The organism is Tistrella arctica, assembly GCF_039630945.1.
Taxonomy (GTDB): domain Bacteria; phylum Pseudomonadota; class Alphaproteobacteria; order Tistrellales; family Tistrellaceae; genus Tistrella; species Tistrella bauzanensis.
The window spans coordinates 25,700-42,136 of sequence record NZ_JBBKTV010000023.1; the positions used below are offsets into that span (position 1 = coordinate 25,700).

Consider the following 16,437-nt stretch of genomic DNA (forward strand, 5'->3'; position numbering starts at 1 on the left):
CCCGGGTATTACGGCATCAAGAGTCCTCGGCCGTGTCATCTCGCCGCCGGGGCGTCGTGGCCCGTGTCAGACGCCCGCGCCGCGCCCAGCGCGTCAGCATCAGAACCGCGACCGTGCCAAGCCCTGCCGCCAGTCCGATCCAGATCCCCGTGCCGCCCATGCCGGCGCCGAAAGCGAGCCCGGCGCCAAGACCCAGCCCGACACCCCAATAGCCGATGCCGGCATAGATCATGGGCATGGCTGTGTCCTTCAGGCCGCGCAGCAGCCCGGCGCCCACCGCCTGGGCGCCATCGGCCAGTTGGAAGATCGCGGCGATGCCAAGAAATCCCACGGCGATGCGGGTGGTTTCGGCAACGCCCGGGTCGCCGGCATCCAGGAACAGGCCGATGATGGTGCGCGGGATCGACAGCATCACGATCGCCGACAGGGCCATGAAGCCGATGCCCAGCAGAATGGCCGAGCGGCCGGCCATCGTTATCCGGTGCGCGTCGCCGGCGCCGGCCGCCAGCCCGACGCGCACCGTGCCCGCCTGACCCACGCCCATCGGCACCATGAAGGTGACGGCGGCCACCTGCAGGGCGATGGCATGGGCGGCCAGCGCCTCGGTGCCGATCAGCCCCATCATGAAGGCGGCGGCATTGAACACCGTCACCTCGAATCCAACGGTCAGGCTGATCGGCAGGCCGATCTTCAACATCTCGACCAGCCGCGGCCAATCCGACCGCCACCAGCGGCCGAACAGGTTGAACCGCCGGAAGCGGCGATCCGCCATCGTGAACAGGGTCAGCGCGCTGAACAGGAACAGATTGGCCAGCGTGCTGGCGATGCCGGCGCCGGGCAGGCCCAATCCCGGCAGGCCGAACTCACCCAGCACCAGACCGATATCCAGCACCGCATTGATACCGATGGCGATGATGGTGATCACCATCGCCGCACGCGGCCGGCCCAGCGCCGAGATGAAATTGCGCAGCACGATGAACCATAGCGCCGGCAGCACGCCCCAGCGGAGCGTGTGGACATAAGCCGCGGCCCGTTCCGCCAGCACCGGATCCTGACCCAGCGTAAGCAGGATGGCTTCGGTTTCCCCCATCACCAGGATGAAGGCGGCGCTGACACCCGCGCACAGCCACAGGCCCTGGCGGACGCTGCGCCTGACATCGCGGATGATGCCAAGCCGGGCGCCGACCGCCTGGGCCAGCATCGGCGCCGTGGCCATGGCCAGGCCCATGCCATAGATGAACAGCGCGAAATAGAGGTTGGCACCGAGGGTCGCCGCCGCGAGCGCCTCGGGCCCCAGGCGGCCGATCACCAGCACATCGGTGGTGGTGATGGCCATCTGGGCCAGGTTGGTCAGCACGATGGGCCAGGCCAGCGCGAAGGTCGCGCGGATTTCGTGCAGAAACGGGGCCTCGCGCACGAGCGGGGTCCGTGCGCCGGCCGCGGGGGAGGCGGTGCCGGTCATGTTGGTCACTGAAGCTTGGCGGGGGACGCGCGCGGATACCGGTCCCGGAACGGCGGCTGTGCTGATCACGCGGGAAGCGGTGCGCGAGGCACGCATCCGCCGCGGGGATCATGGCCCCAGTGATCCGAGGATGTCGGGTGGTCCGAGGATGGTGGGGCCGCATATGCGGCCGGGGTGACTGGCACCATCCGGCGTGTAAGCCCGACAGGATATCGCCGCTCCGGAAAAAGATGATGCGCCAAAGATGCATCCGGCCTATGCGAAACCAGCATGGTATACCAAAAATCCTCTTAGTGGTATACCAACGCCAGGGCATGGATCACGCTGAGGCGAAGGGCCGGACTGATGATAGAGACCTGGGTGGTTGTCACCGTCGCGGCTGCGTTGTTGCAGGCATCGCGCACTGCGCTGCAACAACGACTTCGCGGATTGCTGTCGGTGCAGGGGGCGGGGTTCGTGCGCTATGCCTATGGCGCGCCGGTGTCGCTGGCGGCTTTGGCCGCCGTGGCGCTGCTGCCGGCCGACGGGCCGTTTCCGGCCGGGTTGCCCGCATTGAGCATGACGCATGCGCTGTGGTGCGCGGTGGCCGGCGTGGCGCAGATCCTGGGGACCAATCTGCTGATCATGTCGTTCGGTGCCCGCGGCTTCGCGGTGGGCACGGTGTATTCGAAGGCCGAGACCGTGATCGTGGCCCTGGTGGGCTGGGCGGTGCTGGGCGAGGCGCTGGCCGTCACCGCCTGGGCCGGCATTCTGGTGTGTATGGCCGGTGTGGCGGTGCTCGCCACCCGTGGCAGCCGCGACGGCGTTGCCGCCCTGCTGCGCGGCGCCGGCGACAAGGCGGCGTTGTACGGGCTGGGTGCCGGCGCCATGTTCGCGGTGGCATCGGTGTGTATCCGTGCCGGTGCCCTTGGTCTGGGCGATGGCCCGGCTTTCCCCCGCGCCATCGCCACACTGGCGGTGATGAACACCATACAGGCGGTGCTGATGGGCGCATGGCTGGTGGCGCGCGAGCCTGCAACCTTCGTGGCGGTGTTCCGCACCTGGCGCAGTTCCGCCCTGGTCGGGCTGTTGAGCGTGACCGGATCGGCCGGCTGGGCCTGGGCGATGACGCTGGAGACCGCGGCCCTGGTGCGGGCCTTCGGTCAGGTGGAACTGGTCTTCACCCTGATCATGGGGCGGCTGCTGCTGGGCGAACGGCCAAAGGCCGCCGATATTCCGGGCAGTGTGGCGGTGATTGCCGGCGTGCTGCTGGTGTTGCTGGCCTAGGGCGCAATACGACGGTAGGGTTTGCGTCATGAACCCGGACAATGACGACATCACGCGGCTGACCGCCTTTTCGCTGGGGGCGGACGGTCCGGAGATCAGGCCGGCACCGGTCGATCGCGACTGGATGGACGCGACGCCGGACGGTTTCGCCTATCGCTGTCTGCCGCTGGCCGTGGCCAATGCCTGGGGCTGGGAGATGCTGGCGCCCGCCGGGTTCAGCGCGGTCTGGACCGGTGGGGCCGCGTCCGGCGATGTCGTGGTCACCCCTGACGACGCCGCCCGTCAGGTGGCGATCGGGCATTTCGGGTCGGGTATTCTGACGTTTCATGTCCCCTGGCTGTTTCGCACGGCGGGCGAGGTGGCGCTGATGGTGCAGGGACCGCTGAACCGGCCGAAGGATGCGATCGCGCCGCTGTCGGGGCTGGTTGAAACCGGCTGGTCGCCCTTCGGCTTCACCATGAACTGGCGGTTCACCCGGCCGCGGACCCCGGTGCGGTTCGAGGCGGGCGAGCCGTTCGCCGCCATCATTCCGGTGCTGCCATCGCTGATGGAAGCCATGCGGCCCGATATCCGCCCGATCGACAGCGACCCTGCGACCGCCCTTGCCCATGCGGCCTTCGTCGAGGGACGCAGCCGTTTTCTGAACGATCTGGGCCAGGAAGACAGCCCCGCCCGCCGGGCCGGCTGGCAGAAGGACTATTTCCGGGGCCGCGCACCCGATGGCGCGGGCCCGCAGATGGCGCCGCACCGCACGAAGCTGCGACTGCGGCCTTTCCACCGCACGCCGACAGCCGATACGGATCCGGCCGATGCCGATCCGGAGGATGGCCCTGCTGCGGGATGAGACCACACCGGCTATCGGTCCAACCCGCGGGTGGCGACTGGTGCTGATCCGGTTGAACGACCTCAGAAGCCGGGTGGCGCTGCTGTGTGTGGTGCTGATCGCCATTCTGGTGATCGGCCTGCAAACCCTGATCGGCCGACGTGCCGCCGACCATCTGGCGGTCGAGATCGGCACCGGCCTTGCCGAGGTGGCGCAGCTTGCGGCCGACCGTTTCGACCGCGAGATGTTGAGCCGCAGCCACGAGATCCGATTGGCGGCCCGGGGAATGGCCCGGGTGGATCGGCGCGATGAGGCGCGGATCGCCGTGATGGTCTCGGGCATGCAATCCAGCTTCAATACCATCCTGTGGCTGGCCTATATCGACACTGACGGCCGGATCGTGGCCGCGAGCGGTCGCGGCCGACAGGCGGGCGAGCGATTGAACGACGAGGATATCCGGCGGATGCGGGCCGCCGGGAGCCGGCCCGTGGTGTTCGACACCGGCCGGCGCCTGTCGATGCCGGGCAATCCGCCCGGCCCCCATATGGTGACGGTCGCGGCACCGGCGCTCACCCCCGATGGCCGCATGCGCGGTGCCCTGGTCGGACATATCGGCTGGCGGTGGGCGGAGGATGTTCAACGGGATTATGGCCGCGCGCTGCGCCGAGACCGGCCGCTTGATATCGTGGTGGCCAATGGCGACCGGCGGGTGATCATCGGCCCCGACGCGTTGATCGGACAGGCGGTGCCGGCCGCCTCGGTCGAGCCGGCGACGATCGCGCGCAATGGCTGGGTGGCGACCAGTTGGCCCGACCGGCCCGACCGCCAGCTCACCGGTTATGCCGCGTTGGTCGGGCGCGCCGATATGGGCGAGCTGGGCTGGACGGTCCATGTCCGGCTGCCGGCCGGCGTGGCCATGGCGCCGGTTCAGGATCTGCGCCGCATGGTGATGATCTGGGGTCTGGGTGGCGGGTTGCTGGTGGCGATTGCCGGCTGGCTGGTCGCGGGCTGGATCGCGCGGCCGCTGCGCCGCATCGCCCAGGCCGCCGACCGGATCCGGTCGGGCGAGGATGCGGTGGACATCCCCAATGTTCGTGGCGCCACCGAGGTTGAATTGCTGTCCTATTCGCTGCGGGCGTTGATCGACCGGCTGACCCACAGCCGCAACGCGCTGGATGCGGCGGTCTCGGCGGCGGCGCGCGACGCGTTGACCGGCCTGCCGAACCGCCGCTTCTTTGATGACGTGCTCGATCTGCTGTGCGCGCGGCTGCGCGATGAAGGCAATGTGCTGGGCTGCGTGTTCATCGACCTGGATGGTTTCAAGGCGGTCAACGACACGCTGGGCCACGCCATGGGCGACCGGGTGCTGAGCGCCACCGCCGCGCGACTGCGGGAGGCGGTGCGCGACACCGATGTCCCGATCCGGCTGGGCGGCGATGAGTTCGTGGTGCTGCTGACGTTGGACAGCGGCGATCCCGCCGGACAGGCCGCGCGCACGGCCGAGCGGCTGATTGCCCTGTTGTCGATGCCGGTGCCGCTGGAGGATGGCGTGCTGGCCCGGATCGGCGCCAGTGCCGGTGTGGGGTTGTGGCCGCTGGATGATCGCGATCCGCGTGTGGTGCTGGGCCACGCCGATGCGGCGCTGTATCAGGCCAAGCGCGCCGGGCGCGGCCGGGTGCGGGTCCATGGCGGCGTGGCCTCTGCTCCCTGAGCCACCGGAACCGGTTGGAGTCTGTGTCTCTGCGTTGTTTTATCTGTCGGGTCTTCGCGCCGTGGTGGTTGTCGTGTCTCTCGTCATGATATGATCCGGGGGATCAAGAAAACGCGCCGGGCGCGCATCGCCGGGCATGGGCGGTGCTGTGCCCTGCCGGTTGCCGCGTCAACGGCCCGGACGGAGGAGACACCGACGCCATGGTTCTGGAGACGGCGGCACGCGCCGCAATTCGCGACCGGATCGGCAACCCGCCAGCCCCCGCCCTGATGGCGATCGGCGACGGGTTCTATAACGGCATGCGGTCGGCCACCATCGATGACGACAAGGCGCAACTGGCGCCGCCGGTGCTGGTCGCGGCGGCGCTGGGAGAAACCTTTCAGCCGGCGTGCTATCCGCGGGTGGTGATGGGCGATCTGGAACAGGCCTATCGCGATCTGGCGCAATCGGCGGTGAATGTCGCCGGCCTGCGCGCGCGCATTCTTGAGACTGTCGCCGCCTGGGAAGCCGATCTGCTGACCGAGGGCGCCCGCAGCCCTGCCGGCCCGGCGCTGTTCGACAACATCGCGGTCGCCGGCGCCGAGGTCGACGATCTGATCGATCCGAAGCGTGGCAGCGCCACCGCCGCCCGGCGAATGTTCGCGGGCGCGCTGAAGCGGTTCCGCGCCGCATCGGGCCTGCCGGGCGATGAGCTGGTCGAGATGCATATGGGCATCAACACCGCCCATCTGCTGAACCCGCATGGGTTGCCCGAGCTTGACGGGCTGACCCAGACCGACTGGGTGGATATCCGCCGGCCACGGCGGCTGCTGGTCAGCATCGGTCAGAATGACGGGCTGACCGCGACCATCATGGCCGGCAAGCGGATCAATGTCTTCGATCGCAAGATGGCCAAACTGCCCGACCGGATGCGGGCGCTGGGCGAGGCGCTGGCGCCGGCTTTGGCCGATACCGACCAGATCGTGCTGAACGGCCTGTCCAAACCAAGTGCCGTCGCCAATCTGCGGCCGCGCGCCAAATGGCCGGATGATCAGGAACCCGGCCGCGACCCCAAGGCCAAGGGCTATTGGCGGCGCTATGTCGGCTATCTGGCCGGGCGTGGCGACATGACCGGCCGCGACGTGGCGGAACTGGACGAGCAGGCGGCGGTGCTGTCGGCCGCCGCCGCCGACGCGTTTCGTGCGGGGTTGGGGCAGGCGGGCGAGCGGCTGGTGGTGGTCGATCTGGCGGCGCGGATGGCGGAGGTCGACCGGAAACACCGGGGCGATGCCGCCCATGCGGTGTCGGTGCGGGTGAAGGGCCAGGATCTGTCGCTGGCCAATCTGATCCTGGATGACGAGACCTCCAGCCTGTATGGCCTCGACAATCTGCATCTGAACGCGGTCGGCAACGGCCTGCTGGCGGGATGGGTGGCCGATGCGATCAGCCCCGGCGCCTCGGCGCGGATCGATCTTCAGGCCCTGGCCGATCGCGACCGGCTGTTGCAGGATCGCCCGCCCTTGCTGGGCGCCGGCGCCTTCCTGATCTCGCTGCTGTCGCCCTTCGTGACCTTCGAGCGGATCTGAGGCCCCTGGATCTGGTGGGCCGCTTTTCGGATTGACGCCGCGCCGGCCGGCGCGGGATGACAGAGGCGGCGGCGGCATGATGCCGCCGCCTTTGCGAAACGGTGTCCGTCATGATCCGGTCTGCCTGTCGCCGGCCATGTGCCGCCCGCCGGTGCCATCCATGAACCGGTGCCATCGATGACCTGGGTGGTTCTGTCGGTTTTCCTCGCGGTCTATGCCGGGATGGCGGCCGGGCGCTGGCCGGGGCTGGTGGTCGACCGCACCGGCATTGCCATCATCGGCGCCCTGCTGATGGTGGTGAGCGGTGCCATGACGCCCGGTCAGGCGCTGGCCGCGATCGACTGGCCGACGCTGATCCTGCTGTTCGCGCTGATGATCCTGTCGGCGCAGTTCGCCCTGTCGGGGTTCTATGACGCCGCCGCCGGCCGGCTTGCCGCCGGGCGGGTGGGGCCGGTCACGCTGCTGGCCCTGGTGGTGATGGCGGCGGGGCTGTTGTCGGCGGCGTTGTCGAATGACGTGGTCGTGTTCGCGCTGGCGATCCCGTTGGCCCAGGGCGTGCGCGGCCGGGGGCTGGACCCGCGCCCCTTCGTGCTGGCGCTGGCCGGCGGCGCCAATGCCGGATCGGCCGCCACCCTGATCGGCAACCCGCAGAACATCCTGATCGGCCAGTTGGGCGGGCTGGATTTCTGGGGCTATGCGCTGGTGGCGGCTCTGCCGGCGCTGGCCGGGCTGGTGGCGGTGCATCTGGCGATCTGGGCGGTGTGGCGGCGGCATTGGTGGCTGGTGGCCGCGGAGGGCGTGTCGTCATCATCGGCCGGGATAGCCGGCACCAGTGCCATCCGAGACCGGGCGGCGCTGATCAAGGCGGCGGTGGCGCTGGCGGCCTTGCTGATCGCCTTTTCAACCCCGCTCGATCATGTCGAGGCGGCGGTGGCGATCGCGGCGGCGCTGCTGATCAGCCGGCGGATCGAAACCCGGCGCCTGCTGGCCGAGGTCGACTGGTCGCTGCTGCTGCTGTTCGCCGGCCTGTTCGTGGTGACGGCGGCCTTCGCGCAGACGGGATTGCCGGGCGTGGCGCTGGATGCCCTGGCTGCTCATGGCATCGCCCCCGGCCGGCTGGCGGTGATGGCGCCGCTGACCCTGGCCGGATCGAACACCATCGGCAATGTGCCGCTGGTGATGCTGCTGCTGGCGGTGGTGCCCGACTGGCCGCCGCTGGCGTTGACGGCGCTGGCGGTGCTGGCGACGCTGGCCGGCAATCTGCTGGTGGTTGGCAGTCTGGCCAATATCATCGCGGTTGAACGCGCCCGGCAGGCGGGGGTGGTGATCGGCTTCGGCGCCCATGCCCGCGCCGGCATGCCGATGACCCTGGCCGGCATGATCATGGCCGTGCTGTGGTTCTGGGGCATCGGCGGATTGCCGCTCTGAGCGTCGGTCGCGGCCTTGCGCGTGGCGGCTCTGGCATCCCGTGACGCAGGCGTTATCCTCAACACCCCGCGCGGGCGGTTGAGGCCCGCTCCGGCATCGGCAGGCAGGCATGACGACCTCCGGACTGCACATCGTCTGGTTCAAACGCGACCTGCGCAGCGCCGATCACGCGCCGCTGCTGGCGGCGGTGGCGGCTGCGCGTGAGGCCGGCCGTGGTGTGCTGCCGCTGTATATTCTGGAGCCGGATCTGTGGCGACGCTGTGATATGAGCGGCCGGCAATGGGGCTTCGTGCGCGAGTCGCTCGCTGATCTGCGCCGCGATCTGGCGGCGCGCGGCCAGCTGCTGGTGCTGCGCGCGGGGCCTGTGGTCAATGTGCTGGCGGCGATCCACCGGGCGCAGGGCATCGCCGGCCTGTGGTCGCATCGCGAAACCGGCACCGCCTGGAGCTGGGGGCGGGATGCCGCCGTCGCCGCCTGGGCGCGCGACCGTGGCATTCCCTGGATCGAGACCGGCCATGACGGCGTGCTGCGCGGCGCCGCCGATGGCGCGGGCTGGGTCGCGCGCTGGTCGCGGATCATGGCTGTGGCGCCGGCGGCATCACCCGTGGCCATTCCGCCTGCCACCATGTCGCCCGGTGCCGGTATTGAGCCCGGCCCGATCCCTGACACCCTCGACCGGTTGATCGGCCGGGTGCCCGATATCTGCCCCGGTCGTCAGTCGGGTGGCCGGCGGGCGGGCGAGGCGGCGATGCAGCGGTTCTTCGACCGCCGGCTGCTGCGCTATCGCCGGGGCATGGCCTCGCCGACAACGGCGGGCGATGCCTGTTCGCGGTTGAGCCCGCATCTGGCCTGGGGCACGCTGTCGACGCGTGAGGTGATGGCGGCGGCGGTGCGGCGCCGCGACGAATTGCGCGACCTGCCGCCCGCGATCACCGGCGACCGGCTGAAGGCGATCGATGCCTTCACCGACCGCCTGCGCTGGCGCGGCCGGATGATCCAGGGCCTGGAAGCCCGCCCCGATTGCCCGCATGTCACCCTCGACCCGGCCTTCGATGGTTTGCGTGACACCGATGCCGGGCTGCGTGACGCGGAAGCTGGGCACCTCGACGCCTGGAGCCGGGGGGAGACCGGCTGGCCGATGGTCGATGCCTGCATGCGGGCGCTGGCCCGCGATGGCTGGCTCAGCTTCCGGATGCGCGCCATGCTGATGGCGGTGGCAAGCTATCATCTGTGGCTGGATTTCCGGCCCGCAGGCACGGTGCTGGCCCGGTGCTTCGTGGATTACGAACCGGGCATCCACTGGGCGCAGGCCCAGATGCAGGCCGGCACCACCGGCAGCCATGCCTTCCGCATGGTGAACCCGGTGCGGCAATCGGAGGTGCAGGATCCGGATGGCGGCTTCATCCGCGCCATGCTGCCGGCCCTGGCCCGCCTGCCGGCGCCGTTCATCCACGCGCCCTGGACGGCACCGCCGAGCGTGCTGACCGAGGCCGGTATCACCCTCGGCCGCGACTATCCGGCCCCGATCGCCGACCCGCTGGCGGCGGCCCGCGCGGCGCGTGACCGCCTGAGCCGGGCCCTGCACGGCATCACCGACAGCCCCGACCTGATCCCGGCCACGGCCCCCGGCACCCGCAAACCACGCCCGGCCGGCGCCCGTCCGCAACCAGAGCCCAACCCGACAAAACTCAGCCCGGCGAAGGCCAGCCCTGCAAAACCCGCCACCCGTCGCCGCAAGACCGATCCGCGCCAGCTTGGGTTCGATTTCTGATACCGCGTCAAGGATATGAGCCATGCTGATCGCCCAGATCTCGGACCCGCATATCCGCCCGCGCGGCCAGCTCTATCAGGGGCTGGTCGATTCGAACGCGATGTTCGCGGCGGCGATCCGGCATCTGAACCGGCTGGCGCCGCGCCCCGATGTGGTGCTGTTGACCGGTGACGTCACCGATGACGGCACGCCCGAGGCCTATGCCATGGCGCGCGACATGCTGGACGCGCTGGCCATGCCGCTGCTGGCCATTCCCGGCAATCATGATGAGCGCGCGGCCTTCCGCCGGTGTTTCAGTGGGATGGAGGCCCTTGGCGCTGGCGATGGCTCGGGCGCTGGCGGCGTCGGTGGCCGGCCGATGGACGCGCCGCTGCATCTGGTGGCGGATGGGTTCGGGCCGGTGCGGATCATCGGGCTGGATGTCACCGTCCCCGGCCGGCATCACGGCGATATCGACGACGCGGCGGCGGCCTGGCTGACCCGGACACTGGCCGCCGATCCCGCCCGCCCGACCCTGATCATGATCCACCATCCGCCCTTCGACAGCGGCATTCCCTATATCGACGCCTATCACTGCCGGCGCGGCGACCGTCTGGCCGCGATCGTTGCCGGCTATCCGTCGGTGGAGCGGATCACCTGCGGTCATATTCACCGGGCCATGCAACTGCGGTTTGGCGGCACCCTGCTGTGCACGGCGCCCAGCACCACCACCGCCATCGCGCTGCGGCTGGATCCGGCGGCGGAGGCGGCATCCTATGTCGAGCCGCCGGCGATGCTGCTGCACCAGTGGCGCCCCGATACCGGCCTGATCAGCCATGTGCTGCCGATCGGCGATTTCCCGGGGCCGATGCCCTTCGCCTGAGGGCCGCGTCAGCCACCCGCAGGGCAGGCGGTGACCAGATCGGTGACGACCCCGGCGGTGGCGGCAATGTCGAACCGCTCGCGGGCCGGAAACAGGAACCGGCTGTCGACCTCGAACAGCGCCTCGCCGGCCAGCCGTTCGAACAAGGCCCAGCCGCCCTCGGGCACCAGCATCCGCCGCGTGTGTCCAACCCACCACACCCCGGCCTGCGGTTGCCGATCGCCCACCCGCCACACCACCTCCAGCGCCGCCACCCCCTCGGGCACCGCCTCGGCCCCCGCCGCCAGCCAGAACATCTCGGGCCCGCCATCATCCCCGCAGGTGGCGACCAGCGCGCTCAACCCGCTCTCCGACGCCAGATAGAACACCGGATACACCCCCCGCGCCGCCGCACCCCCACCCGCGCGCGGCACAAGTTCGGGCGGCAGCCGCTGCCACGCGGCCGGGGCGGGGGTGGGGGCGAGCAGGGTGGTGGTGCTGGCCGCCACTGCCACCAGCAACCGGCCAACGCGCCCAAAGCGCCGCAATGACAGGCCCCACCGGCTCCATCCTGTCGCCATGCGTTGTCTCCATGCCCAAGGGTTGATCGGCGTGCGATCAGCAATCCGTATCCAGGGCATATCATAAAATTAGGCTTAGTAAGAAGAACCGATTATTACGCAGGTAGTCAGGTCCGGCCTTTCTCCGCAGGATCGGGCCATGGACATCGGCAATTACATCGGCACCCGCATCAAAGCGTTCCGCGAAGCCCGCGGCCTGACGCAGGCGCAGCTTGCCCAGCTCATGTACAAGAACGTCGAAACCATCTCGAATTTCGAACGCGGCAGGGTGGTCACCAGCGTTCGCACCCTGGAAAAGCTCGCGCACGTCCTCAACGTCCAGATCGCCGATTTCTTCACCGACATCGACCCCGGAGAGGGGGAAACCCCCGCCCTGTCCGAGAGCGCCATCAAGGTGCTGAACGGGGTGAAACTGCTGCCGGAAGAGGATGTGGAGTTGCTGGCGGGGATTGTGGGGGTGTTGGAGAGGCGGCGGTCGTCTTCTGTGTGACGCATGGAGCGGTCATTGCGCCTCAGCGCCGCGTTCAGCGAGTTGGGGAACACCTCGAATTCTACCACTGCTAACAACCTTTCCAGAAGATCGTTGCTCTCGCTCAGTTCTGTGCAAGGCTCCTGAAGATCGAATTGCCCCGGCTGCCGTCCGTCCGATGCCTCCTTCGACCTGTCCGATCAGTTGTAATGAGCGCGAGATCAGTATCTTTGACGCTGTTGCCCTCGCTGCCTGATGGCTATGATCGGAGGGTTGAGAAGAAAACCGATTATCCGCTTTCGTAGCTTGATAAGGTCAATCCTATGAATTTGTCCGCCATCAGTATCAGTAGATATAGGTCGATTAGAGAGAAAACAAGATTGGGAATTAGGCCAATCACTATTCTTATTGGAAAAAATGGAAGTGGAAAGAGTGTTATTTCCAGATTGCCGTTAATTATATCCGAGGGCTTGCACTTTGGAAAAATAAACGAACCAATTAATATTGGTGCAGGTGGGGTTCGCCATGCAGTTGATTACGAAGATATACCATATATGAAGTCTGCATTACCATTCGTTCTTGGAATTGAATTTGACGACGTGACAGGAAAAACCAGTATTGAAGTTACATTTAGATACGTCAAGGAGCGCTCTGGAATTATTGTAGATAGTTTCCAGGTGGATATCGATGGGCGTCGTGAGGTCGAGATAGCGCTTTGCGATGATGAGCAGCTTATCAAGAACCGTCCAAAGTATAGATCAAGTGGTAATTGCGGGCGCGATTGCGGGGTGGCGGGATTTTCAGGATTTCTTCCAGTAGTTGAGGGTGATGGATGGAGCCAGTGGAAAAAAATTGAAGAAAAGATAATATCTTCATTTCCACAGGCATCATACTTGGGGCCTTTTAGAACGGAAGTTGGTCATTTTATAGGTAGTCCGCGACAGGGAATAAACTTCTTAGGTGCGCAAGGTGAAATGACCGTAGAAATTTTAGCAGATGATTTGATGCGGGGGCACGGAAGATTAATCGATGACGTAAGTGCTTGGTTTGAACGTGCGATGGGTTGTAAGATCCGATTGGAGAAGTGCGGAAATTATTTCAAGATACTTGTGCAAGAAAGCGATGGAGATTTCGGTATTAACTTATCGGACACGGGAGCAGGTTTCTCTCAGGTATTGCCTATTGTTGTTCAGGCTTACCTTTCAAAAAGGAGGCGGGATCTAAAGAGTGCCTTCATCGTAGAGCAGCCAGAACTGCATTTGCATCCAGCAGCCCATGGAAACCTTGCGGATTTATTTATTGAGGCCATGAACCATAGCGGCCCCATTTTGATTGAGACCCACTCTGAGCAGATCATTATGCGCATCCGACGCAGGATCGCTGAAGGATTGGATCCTAAGAATGTGGTGCTTTGGTCAGTTGGGCACGGATCTGGCGAGAACATTAGTAATTCTACTATTAAAGAAATTCATTTTGATAAGTCTGGTGATCCAGATGATTGGCCAAGCGGAGTATTTGAAGAAAGTTTCAATGATATAGCTGCAATACGAAAAGCTGTTAGGGAGCACGAAAATTGAAAATTAGAATAACAGAAGAGACGCTTCGTGATCCTGATCTATATGTGATATTTAATGTTATCTTGTTATTTGTTGAGGAAAGGAGGCATGTTATTGACCCTGATTATCTTGGCGTAATTCTATCCAGCAACTGGGTAAAAAATTTGAATAACAGAGTGCGAGAATTTTTGACTTTGAGCGCACGATCTACATCATTTTCTAGAACGATTAGCTCGACGACAGTAATAATAGATAAAAATGCTGCAGTAGGGGGAGTGGTAGATTTTTCTAGGAGAACGACTTCCATTCGCCCGGTGGAGGCACTTATTTTCCTGGCGCAGCCATTTTCCGTCATTGTGGAGAATGAGTGGTTTGACGGTTCTTTTATTTTATGGATGGCAAAAGTTCGTAATAATCAGCGGTTCATCTCTGCCTATCGAGATCGGCTGTTTCAATTTCGTCATGCTGGGGGGAAAAGCGAGTTGGAGAGGTCAGCAAAGGTTCTATCTACAGGAGTCTGGCCCCGATCTGATAATGATTACACACATGCACGACGGCTATGGTGTGGCATATTGCTGGACAGTGATTCATCGTACGAAGGGGATGATCCGAATGCCACCATACGGTTAAAATGTGAGCCACACACAGCATGGGTTCGGCAGCTTAGCGCTAGAAGTATTGAGAATTTTTTACCAAAAGTAAGTATGTTAAATTATTATTCAGATCATGTGGATAAAGCAAAAGTACATGCATATTTTAACATGTCTGTTTCACAAATGCGGCATTTTAACTTAAAAAAAGGCTTTGCTCTTGTGAGCACTGCAAATCCTTCCTTGGAGGAATTTCAAAAGAGCCCCCATGTGCATAAGGAGCGGAAGATATTATACAAGAACGTTTCAGTCCAAGATTGGGAGCTTTTGTGCAAAGGCTTTGGTAGTGCACTTTCTACCATATACACTAAGCTTGAGCACCGCCCAGAGCCTGGGAAGACTATTTTACCCCTGCCGGGCATGAATAAGGAAATAGACGAAATACTGGATGATGTCATGAGGAGTATCTGAGGATATGGCTTCGAGTGAAGAAGTTTCGAAGACGACACCGCAAATAATTCCTGTATACGATCTTATAGATAAAGCATCTTCTGGGGAGATTAGGATTCCCAGATTTCAAAGACCGTATGTCTGGACGCCAGATGATATGATTCAGCTCTTTGATAGCATTTACCATGGCTATCCCATTGGTTCGTTACTGATATGGGAGACGGATAGGGATGATATTTCGAGTCTACAGAAGATTGGACCAATCGATCGGCGGTCCTCTTCCGTGCGAAGCGCTAGCTATGTTGTTGACGGTCATCAAAGGTTGGCGACATTAGTGGGAGTTTTGGCTCTGCCTGACACCCATCCTTCTGAAACAATAGATGATTGGCGGTGGTGGATCGGGTATGATTTAGAACGTGAAGAGTTTGTTCATTTTAAAAAGAAATCGTCACAAGCTGAGAGTCATATTATTCCACTTAACAAAGTTATCAAGACAGTAGATTTTGCGCGACTAACAAGAAGTCTGGCGAGTAAAATTTCGGATGAAAAAATCGACCTGTATTTAGATAGAGCCGATCAATTGAATAGAAAAATTCGAGACTATAGTATACCAGCTACAGTTATGAAATCAACATCAATGGATGATGCTGTTAATATATTTGCGCGAGTCAATCAACGTGGACGTGATATGACTCCGGATCAGATGGTTTCGGCTCTGTCCTTCAGAGAGCAGACTGAGGGCGCATTTGATCTATCTATCGAAATTGATAAAATTATCGATGAACTTAGCCAATATGGGTTTGGTAACACGGAACGAAAGTCAATATTGCAGGCTATATTATATGCCGCAGATTTAAATTTTACAAAGCCCGCCTATGAGAGAATAGTTGATCGAAATTCTGCTTCTAAACTGGATCCAGCTGCAAAATTGGCAATGTCATCACTCATATCTGCTGCGAAATTTCTGCAAGAGGAAGTCGGATTGAAGTCCGGTAGGCTGCTTCCTTATGCATCACAGCTTATCATGATTTCTTTCTACTTCCAGGAACGGACGCGTGCGGGTTTAGATGGCAATAGACCTGCCTCTTTATTAAAAAAGTGGTTTTGGATTACATCGTTTAACGGCTGGTTTGCCGGTGCAAACACGACTGACTTGAGGCGTTCTGCCGAAAAAATACGAGATATTGCTTCTTTTGACTCCGAAGATGATGCGAGTTTTTTTGAATTCTTCTCTGATCGCCCTCTTCGGAATATGCCAAGAAGCTTTGATCGACGCAGTGCACGTATTCGAGCTTCTCTTGTGGTGCAAATTCTTTCAAGAGAGCAGATTGATCCAAAAACTAGACGGAACTTTGATGCTTTTTCAGTATTTGAAGATGAAGTAGCGCGTGATATTCCATATTTTTTCCCGAATGCTATCCCTGCCCATGTTTCAGATCCAGCTAATCGCGTTATTCTGCCGAGAGGCTATGGGCGTCGCGCCAGAACTATGTTCATCGACATTCCTGATTCGGATCAAGAAAGAATATGTAAATCACATTTTATTGAAGGAAACGCAATTACCGCGCTGCGGGATGGGAATGTTTCTTTGTTTTTGGAAGAAAGAGCGCGAACCATAAAGAAAGTAGAGGACGAATTTTTGTTTTCTGTTGGGGTAGGCGAGAAGAATATTTCGGAGATCGAGTTTGATTACGGTGACGCTGTAAGGGATTCTGGAGCTTAACAGATATGTACAGAGAGAATATTCCCCTGAAGCACCACATCCGCAGGCAAGCTCAGACGGCCAGCCAAGCCACACCCTTTATGTACAGAGAGGGTATTCGCCTGACAGTTCCGCCTCGGGAGCCGGGTTAAGCGGCGGTCGCCGCGATGGCTTTCGGGGTCGTGCGCTTCTGTTCCTTGGGTTGGGGTTTCAGGATGCCTT

General features: G+C 62.6%; 13 protein-coding genes. 11 read left to right on the forward strand and 2 right to left on the reverse strand.

The features are described from left to right. Positions 1 to 16: 16 nt before the first annotated feature. Complete coding sequence (locus tag WG924_RS27535) at positions 17 to 1,417, reverse strand: MATE family efflux transporter (RefSeq protein WP_345936244.1); 1,401 nt, start codon at positions 1,415 to 1,417, stop codon at positions 17 to 19. Positions 1,418 to 1,807: 390 nt separating this feature from the next. Between WG924_RS27535 and WG924_RS27540 the strand changes: the two genes are divergently transcribed. The 7 genes from WG924_RS27540 to WG924_RS27570 all read left to right on the forward strand — a co-directional run bounded on the left by WG924_RS27540 (position 1,808) and on the right by WG924_RS27570 (position 10,888). Continuing rightward, complete coding sequence (locus tag WG924_RS27540) at positions 1,808 to 2,728, forward strand: EamA family transporter (protein ID WP_345936245.1); 921 nt, start codon at positions 1,808 to 1,810, stop codon at positions 2,726 to 2,728. A gap of 28 nt (positions 2,729 to 2,756) precedes the next feature. Then, the gene (locus tag WG924_RS27545; protein ID WP_345936246.1) at positions 2,757 to 3,572 is read left to right on the forward strand and encodes a DUF6065 family protein; all 816 of its coding nucleotides are present in this window, start codon (positions 2,757 to 2,759) and stop codon (positions 3,570 to 3,572) included. After that, positions 3,538 to 5,262, forward strand: coding sequence for a GGDEF domain-containing protein (locus tag WG924_RS27550; RefSeq protein ID WP_345936247.1), 1,725 nt, complete (start codon positions 3,538 to 3,540; stop codon positions 5,260 to 5,262). Before WG924_RS27545 ends, WG924_RS27550 begins: the two co-directional genes overlap by 35 nt. Before the next feature lie 200 nt (positions 5,263 to 5,462). Further along, complete coding sequence (locus WG924_RS27555; RefSeq protein ID WP_345936248.1) at positions 5,463 to 6,827, forward strand: hypothetical protein; 1,365 nt, start codon at positions 5,463 to 5,465, stop codon at positions 6,825 to 6,827. A 177-nt stretch (positions 6,828 to 7,004) separates the two neighbouring features. After that, positions 7,005 to 8,255: an SLC13 family permease gene (locus WG924_RS27560; protein WP_345936249.1), complete on the forward strand. Its 1,251-nt coding sequence runs from the start codon at positions 7,005 to 7,007 to the stop codon at positions 8,253 to 8,255. A 109-nt stretch (positions 8,256 to 8,364) separates the two neighbouring features. After that, positions 8,365 to 10,026 carry an FAD-binding domain-containing protein gene (locus tag WG924_RS27565; protein ID WP_345936250.1) on the forward strand — a complete coding sequence of 554 codons (1,662 nt, stop codon included), beginning with the start codon at positions 8,365 to 8,367 and terminating at the stop codon, positions 10,024 to 10,026. Between the two features lie 22 nt (positions 10,027 to 10,048). Next, positions 10,049 to 10,888, forward strand: a complete 840-nt coding sequence (locus WG924_RS27570; RefSeq protein ID WP_345936251.1) for a phosphodiesterase — start codon at positions 10,049 to 10,051, stop codon at positions 10,886 to 10,888. An 8-nt stretch (positions 10,889 to 10,896) separates the two neighbouring features. On the opposite strand, the gene WG924_RS27575 is transcribed toward WG924_RS27570, so the two are convergent. Then, positions 10,897 to 11,448: a hypothetical protein gene (locus WG924_RS27575; RefSeq protein ID WP_345936252.1), complete on the reverse strand. Its 552-nt coding sequence runs from the start codon at positions 11,446 to 11,448 to the stop codon at positions 10,897 to 10,899. Positions 11,449 to 11,587: 139 nt separating this feature from the next. Here WG924_RS27575 and WG924_RS27580 point away from each other — a divergent pair, with 139 nt between their 5' ends. The 4 genes from WG924_RS27580 to WG924_RS27595 all read left to right on the forward strand — a co-directional run bounded on the left by WG924_RS27580 (position 11,588) and on the right by WG924_RS27595 (position 16,236). Then, complete coding sequence (locus WG924_RS27580; protein WP_345936254.1) at positions 11,588 to 11,938, forward strand: helix-turn-helix domain-containing protein; 351 nt, start codon at positions 11,588 to 11,590, stop codon at positions 11,936 to 11,938. A 302-nt stretch (positions 11,939 to 12,240) separates the two neighbouring features. Beyond that, the gene (locus WG924_RS27585) at positions 12,241 to 13,494 is read left to right on the forward strand and encodes an AAA family ATPase (RefSeq protein WP_345936255.1); all 1,254 of its coding nucleotides are present in this window, start codon (positions 12,241 to 12,243) and stop codon (positions 13,492 to 13,494) included. After that, positions 13,491 to 14,534: a hypothetical protein gene (locus WG924_RS27590; RefSeq protein WP_345936256.1), complete on the forward strand. Its 1,044-nt coding sequence runs from the start codon at positions 13,491 to 13,493 to the stop codon at positions 14,532 to 14,534. The genes WG924_RS27585 and WG924_RS27590 overlap by 4 nt, the downstream gene beginning before the upstream one ends. 4 nt (positions 14,535 to 14,538) lie before the next feature. After that, positions 14,539 to 16,236, forward strand: a complete 1,698-nt coding sequence (locus WG924_RS27595; RefSeq protein WP_345936257.1) for a GmrSD restriction endonuclease domain-containing protein — start codon at positions 14,539 to 14,541, stop codon at positions 16,234 to 16,236. The last annotated feature ends 201 nt before the right edge of the window (positions 16,237 to 16,437 follow it).

Coding starts and splice junctions, on each gene's coding strand:
- WG924_RS27545 (WP_345936246.1), top strand. CDS start 2,757: ATGAACCCGGACAATGACGACATCACGCGGCTGACCGCCTTTTCGCTG.
- WG924_RS27570 (WP_345936251.1), top strand. CDS start 10,049: ATGCTGATCGCCCAGATCTCGGACCCGCATATCCGCCCGCGCGGCCAG.
- WG924_RS27555 (WP_345936248.1), top strand. CDS start 5,463: ATGGTTCTGGAGACGGCGGCACGCGCCGCAATTCGCGACCGGATCGGC.
- WG924_RS27565 (WP_345936250.1), top strand. CDS start 8,365: ATGACGACCTCCGGACTGCACATCGTCTGGTTCAAACGCGACCTGCGC.
- WG924_RS27595 (WP_345936257.1), top strand. CDS start 14,539: ATGGCTTCGAGTGAAGAAGTTTCGAAGACGACACCGCAAATAATTCCT.
- WG924_RS27560 (WP_345936249.1), top strand. CDS start 7,005: ATGACCTGGGTGGTTCTGTCGGTTTTCCTCGCGGTCTATGCCGGGATG.
- WG924_RS27575 (WP_345936252.1), bottom strand. CDS start 11,448: ATGGCGACAGGATGGAGCCGGTGGGGCCTGTCATTGCGGCGCTTTGGG.
- WG924_RS27585 (WP_345936255.1), top strand. CDS start 12,241: ATGAATTTGTCCGCCATCAGTATCAGTAGATATAGGTCGATTAGAGAG.
- WG924_RS27540 (WP_345936245.1), top strand. CDS start 1,808: ATGATAGAGACCTGGGTGGTTGTCACCGTCGCGGCTGCGTTGTTGCAG.
- WG924_RS27580 (WP_345936254.1), top strand. CDS start 11,588: ATGGACATCGGCAATTACATCGGCACCCGCATCAAAGCGTTCCGCGAA.
- WG924_RS27550 (WP_345936247.1), top strand. CDS start 3,538: ATGCCGATCCGGAGGATGGCCCTGCTGCGGGATGAGACCACACCGGCT.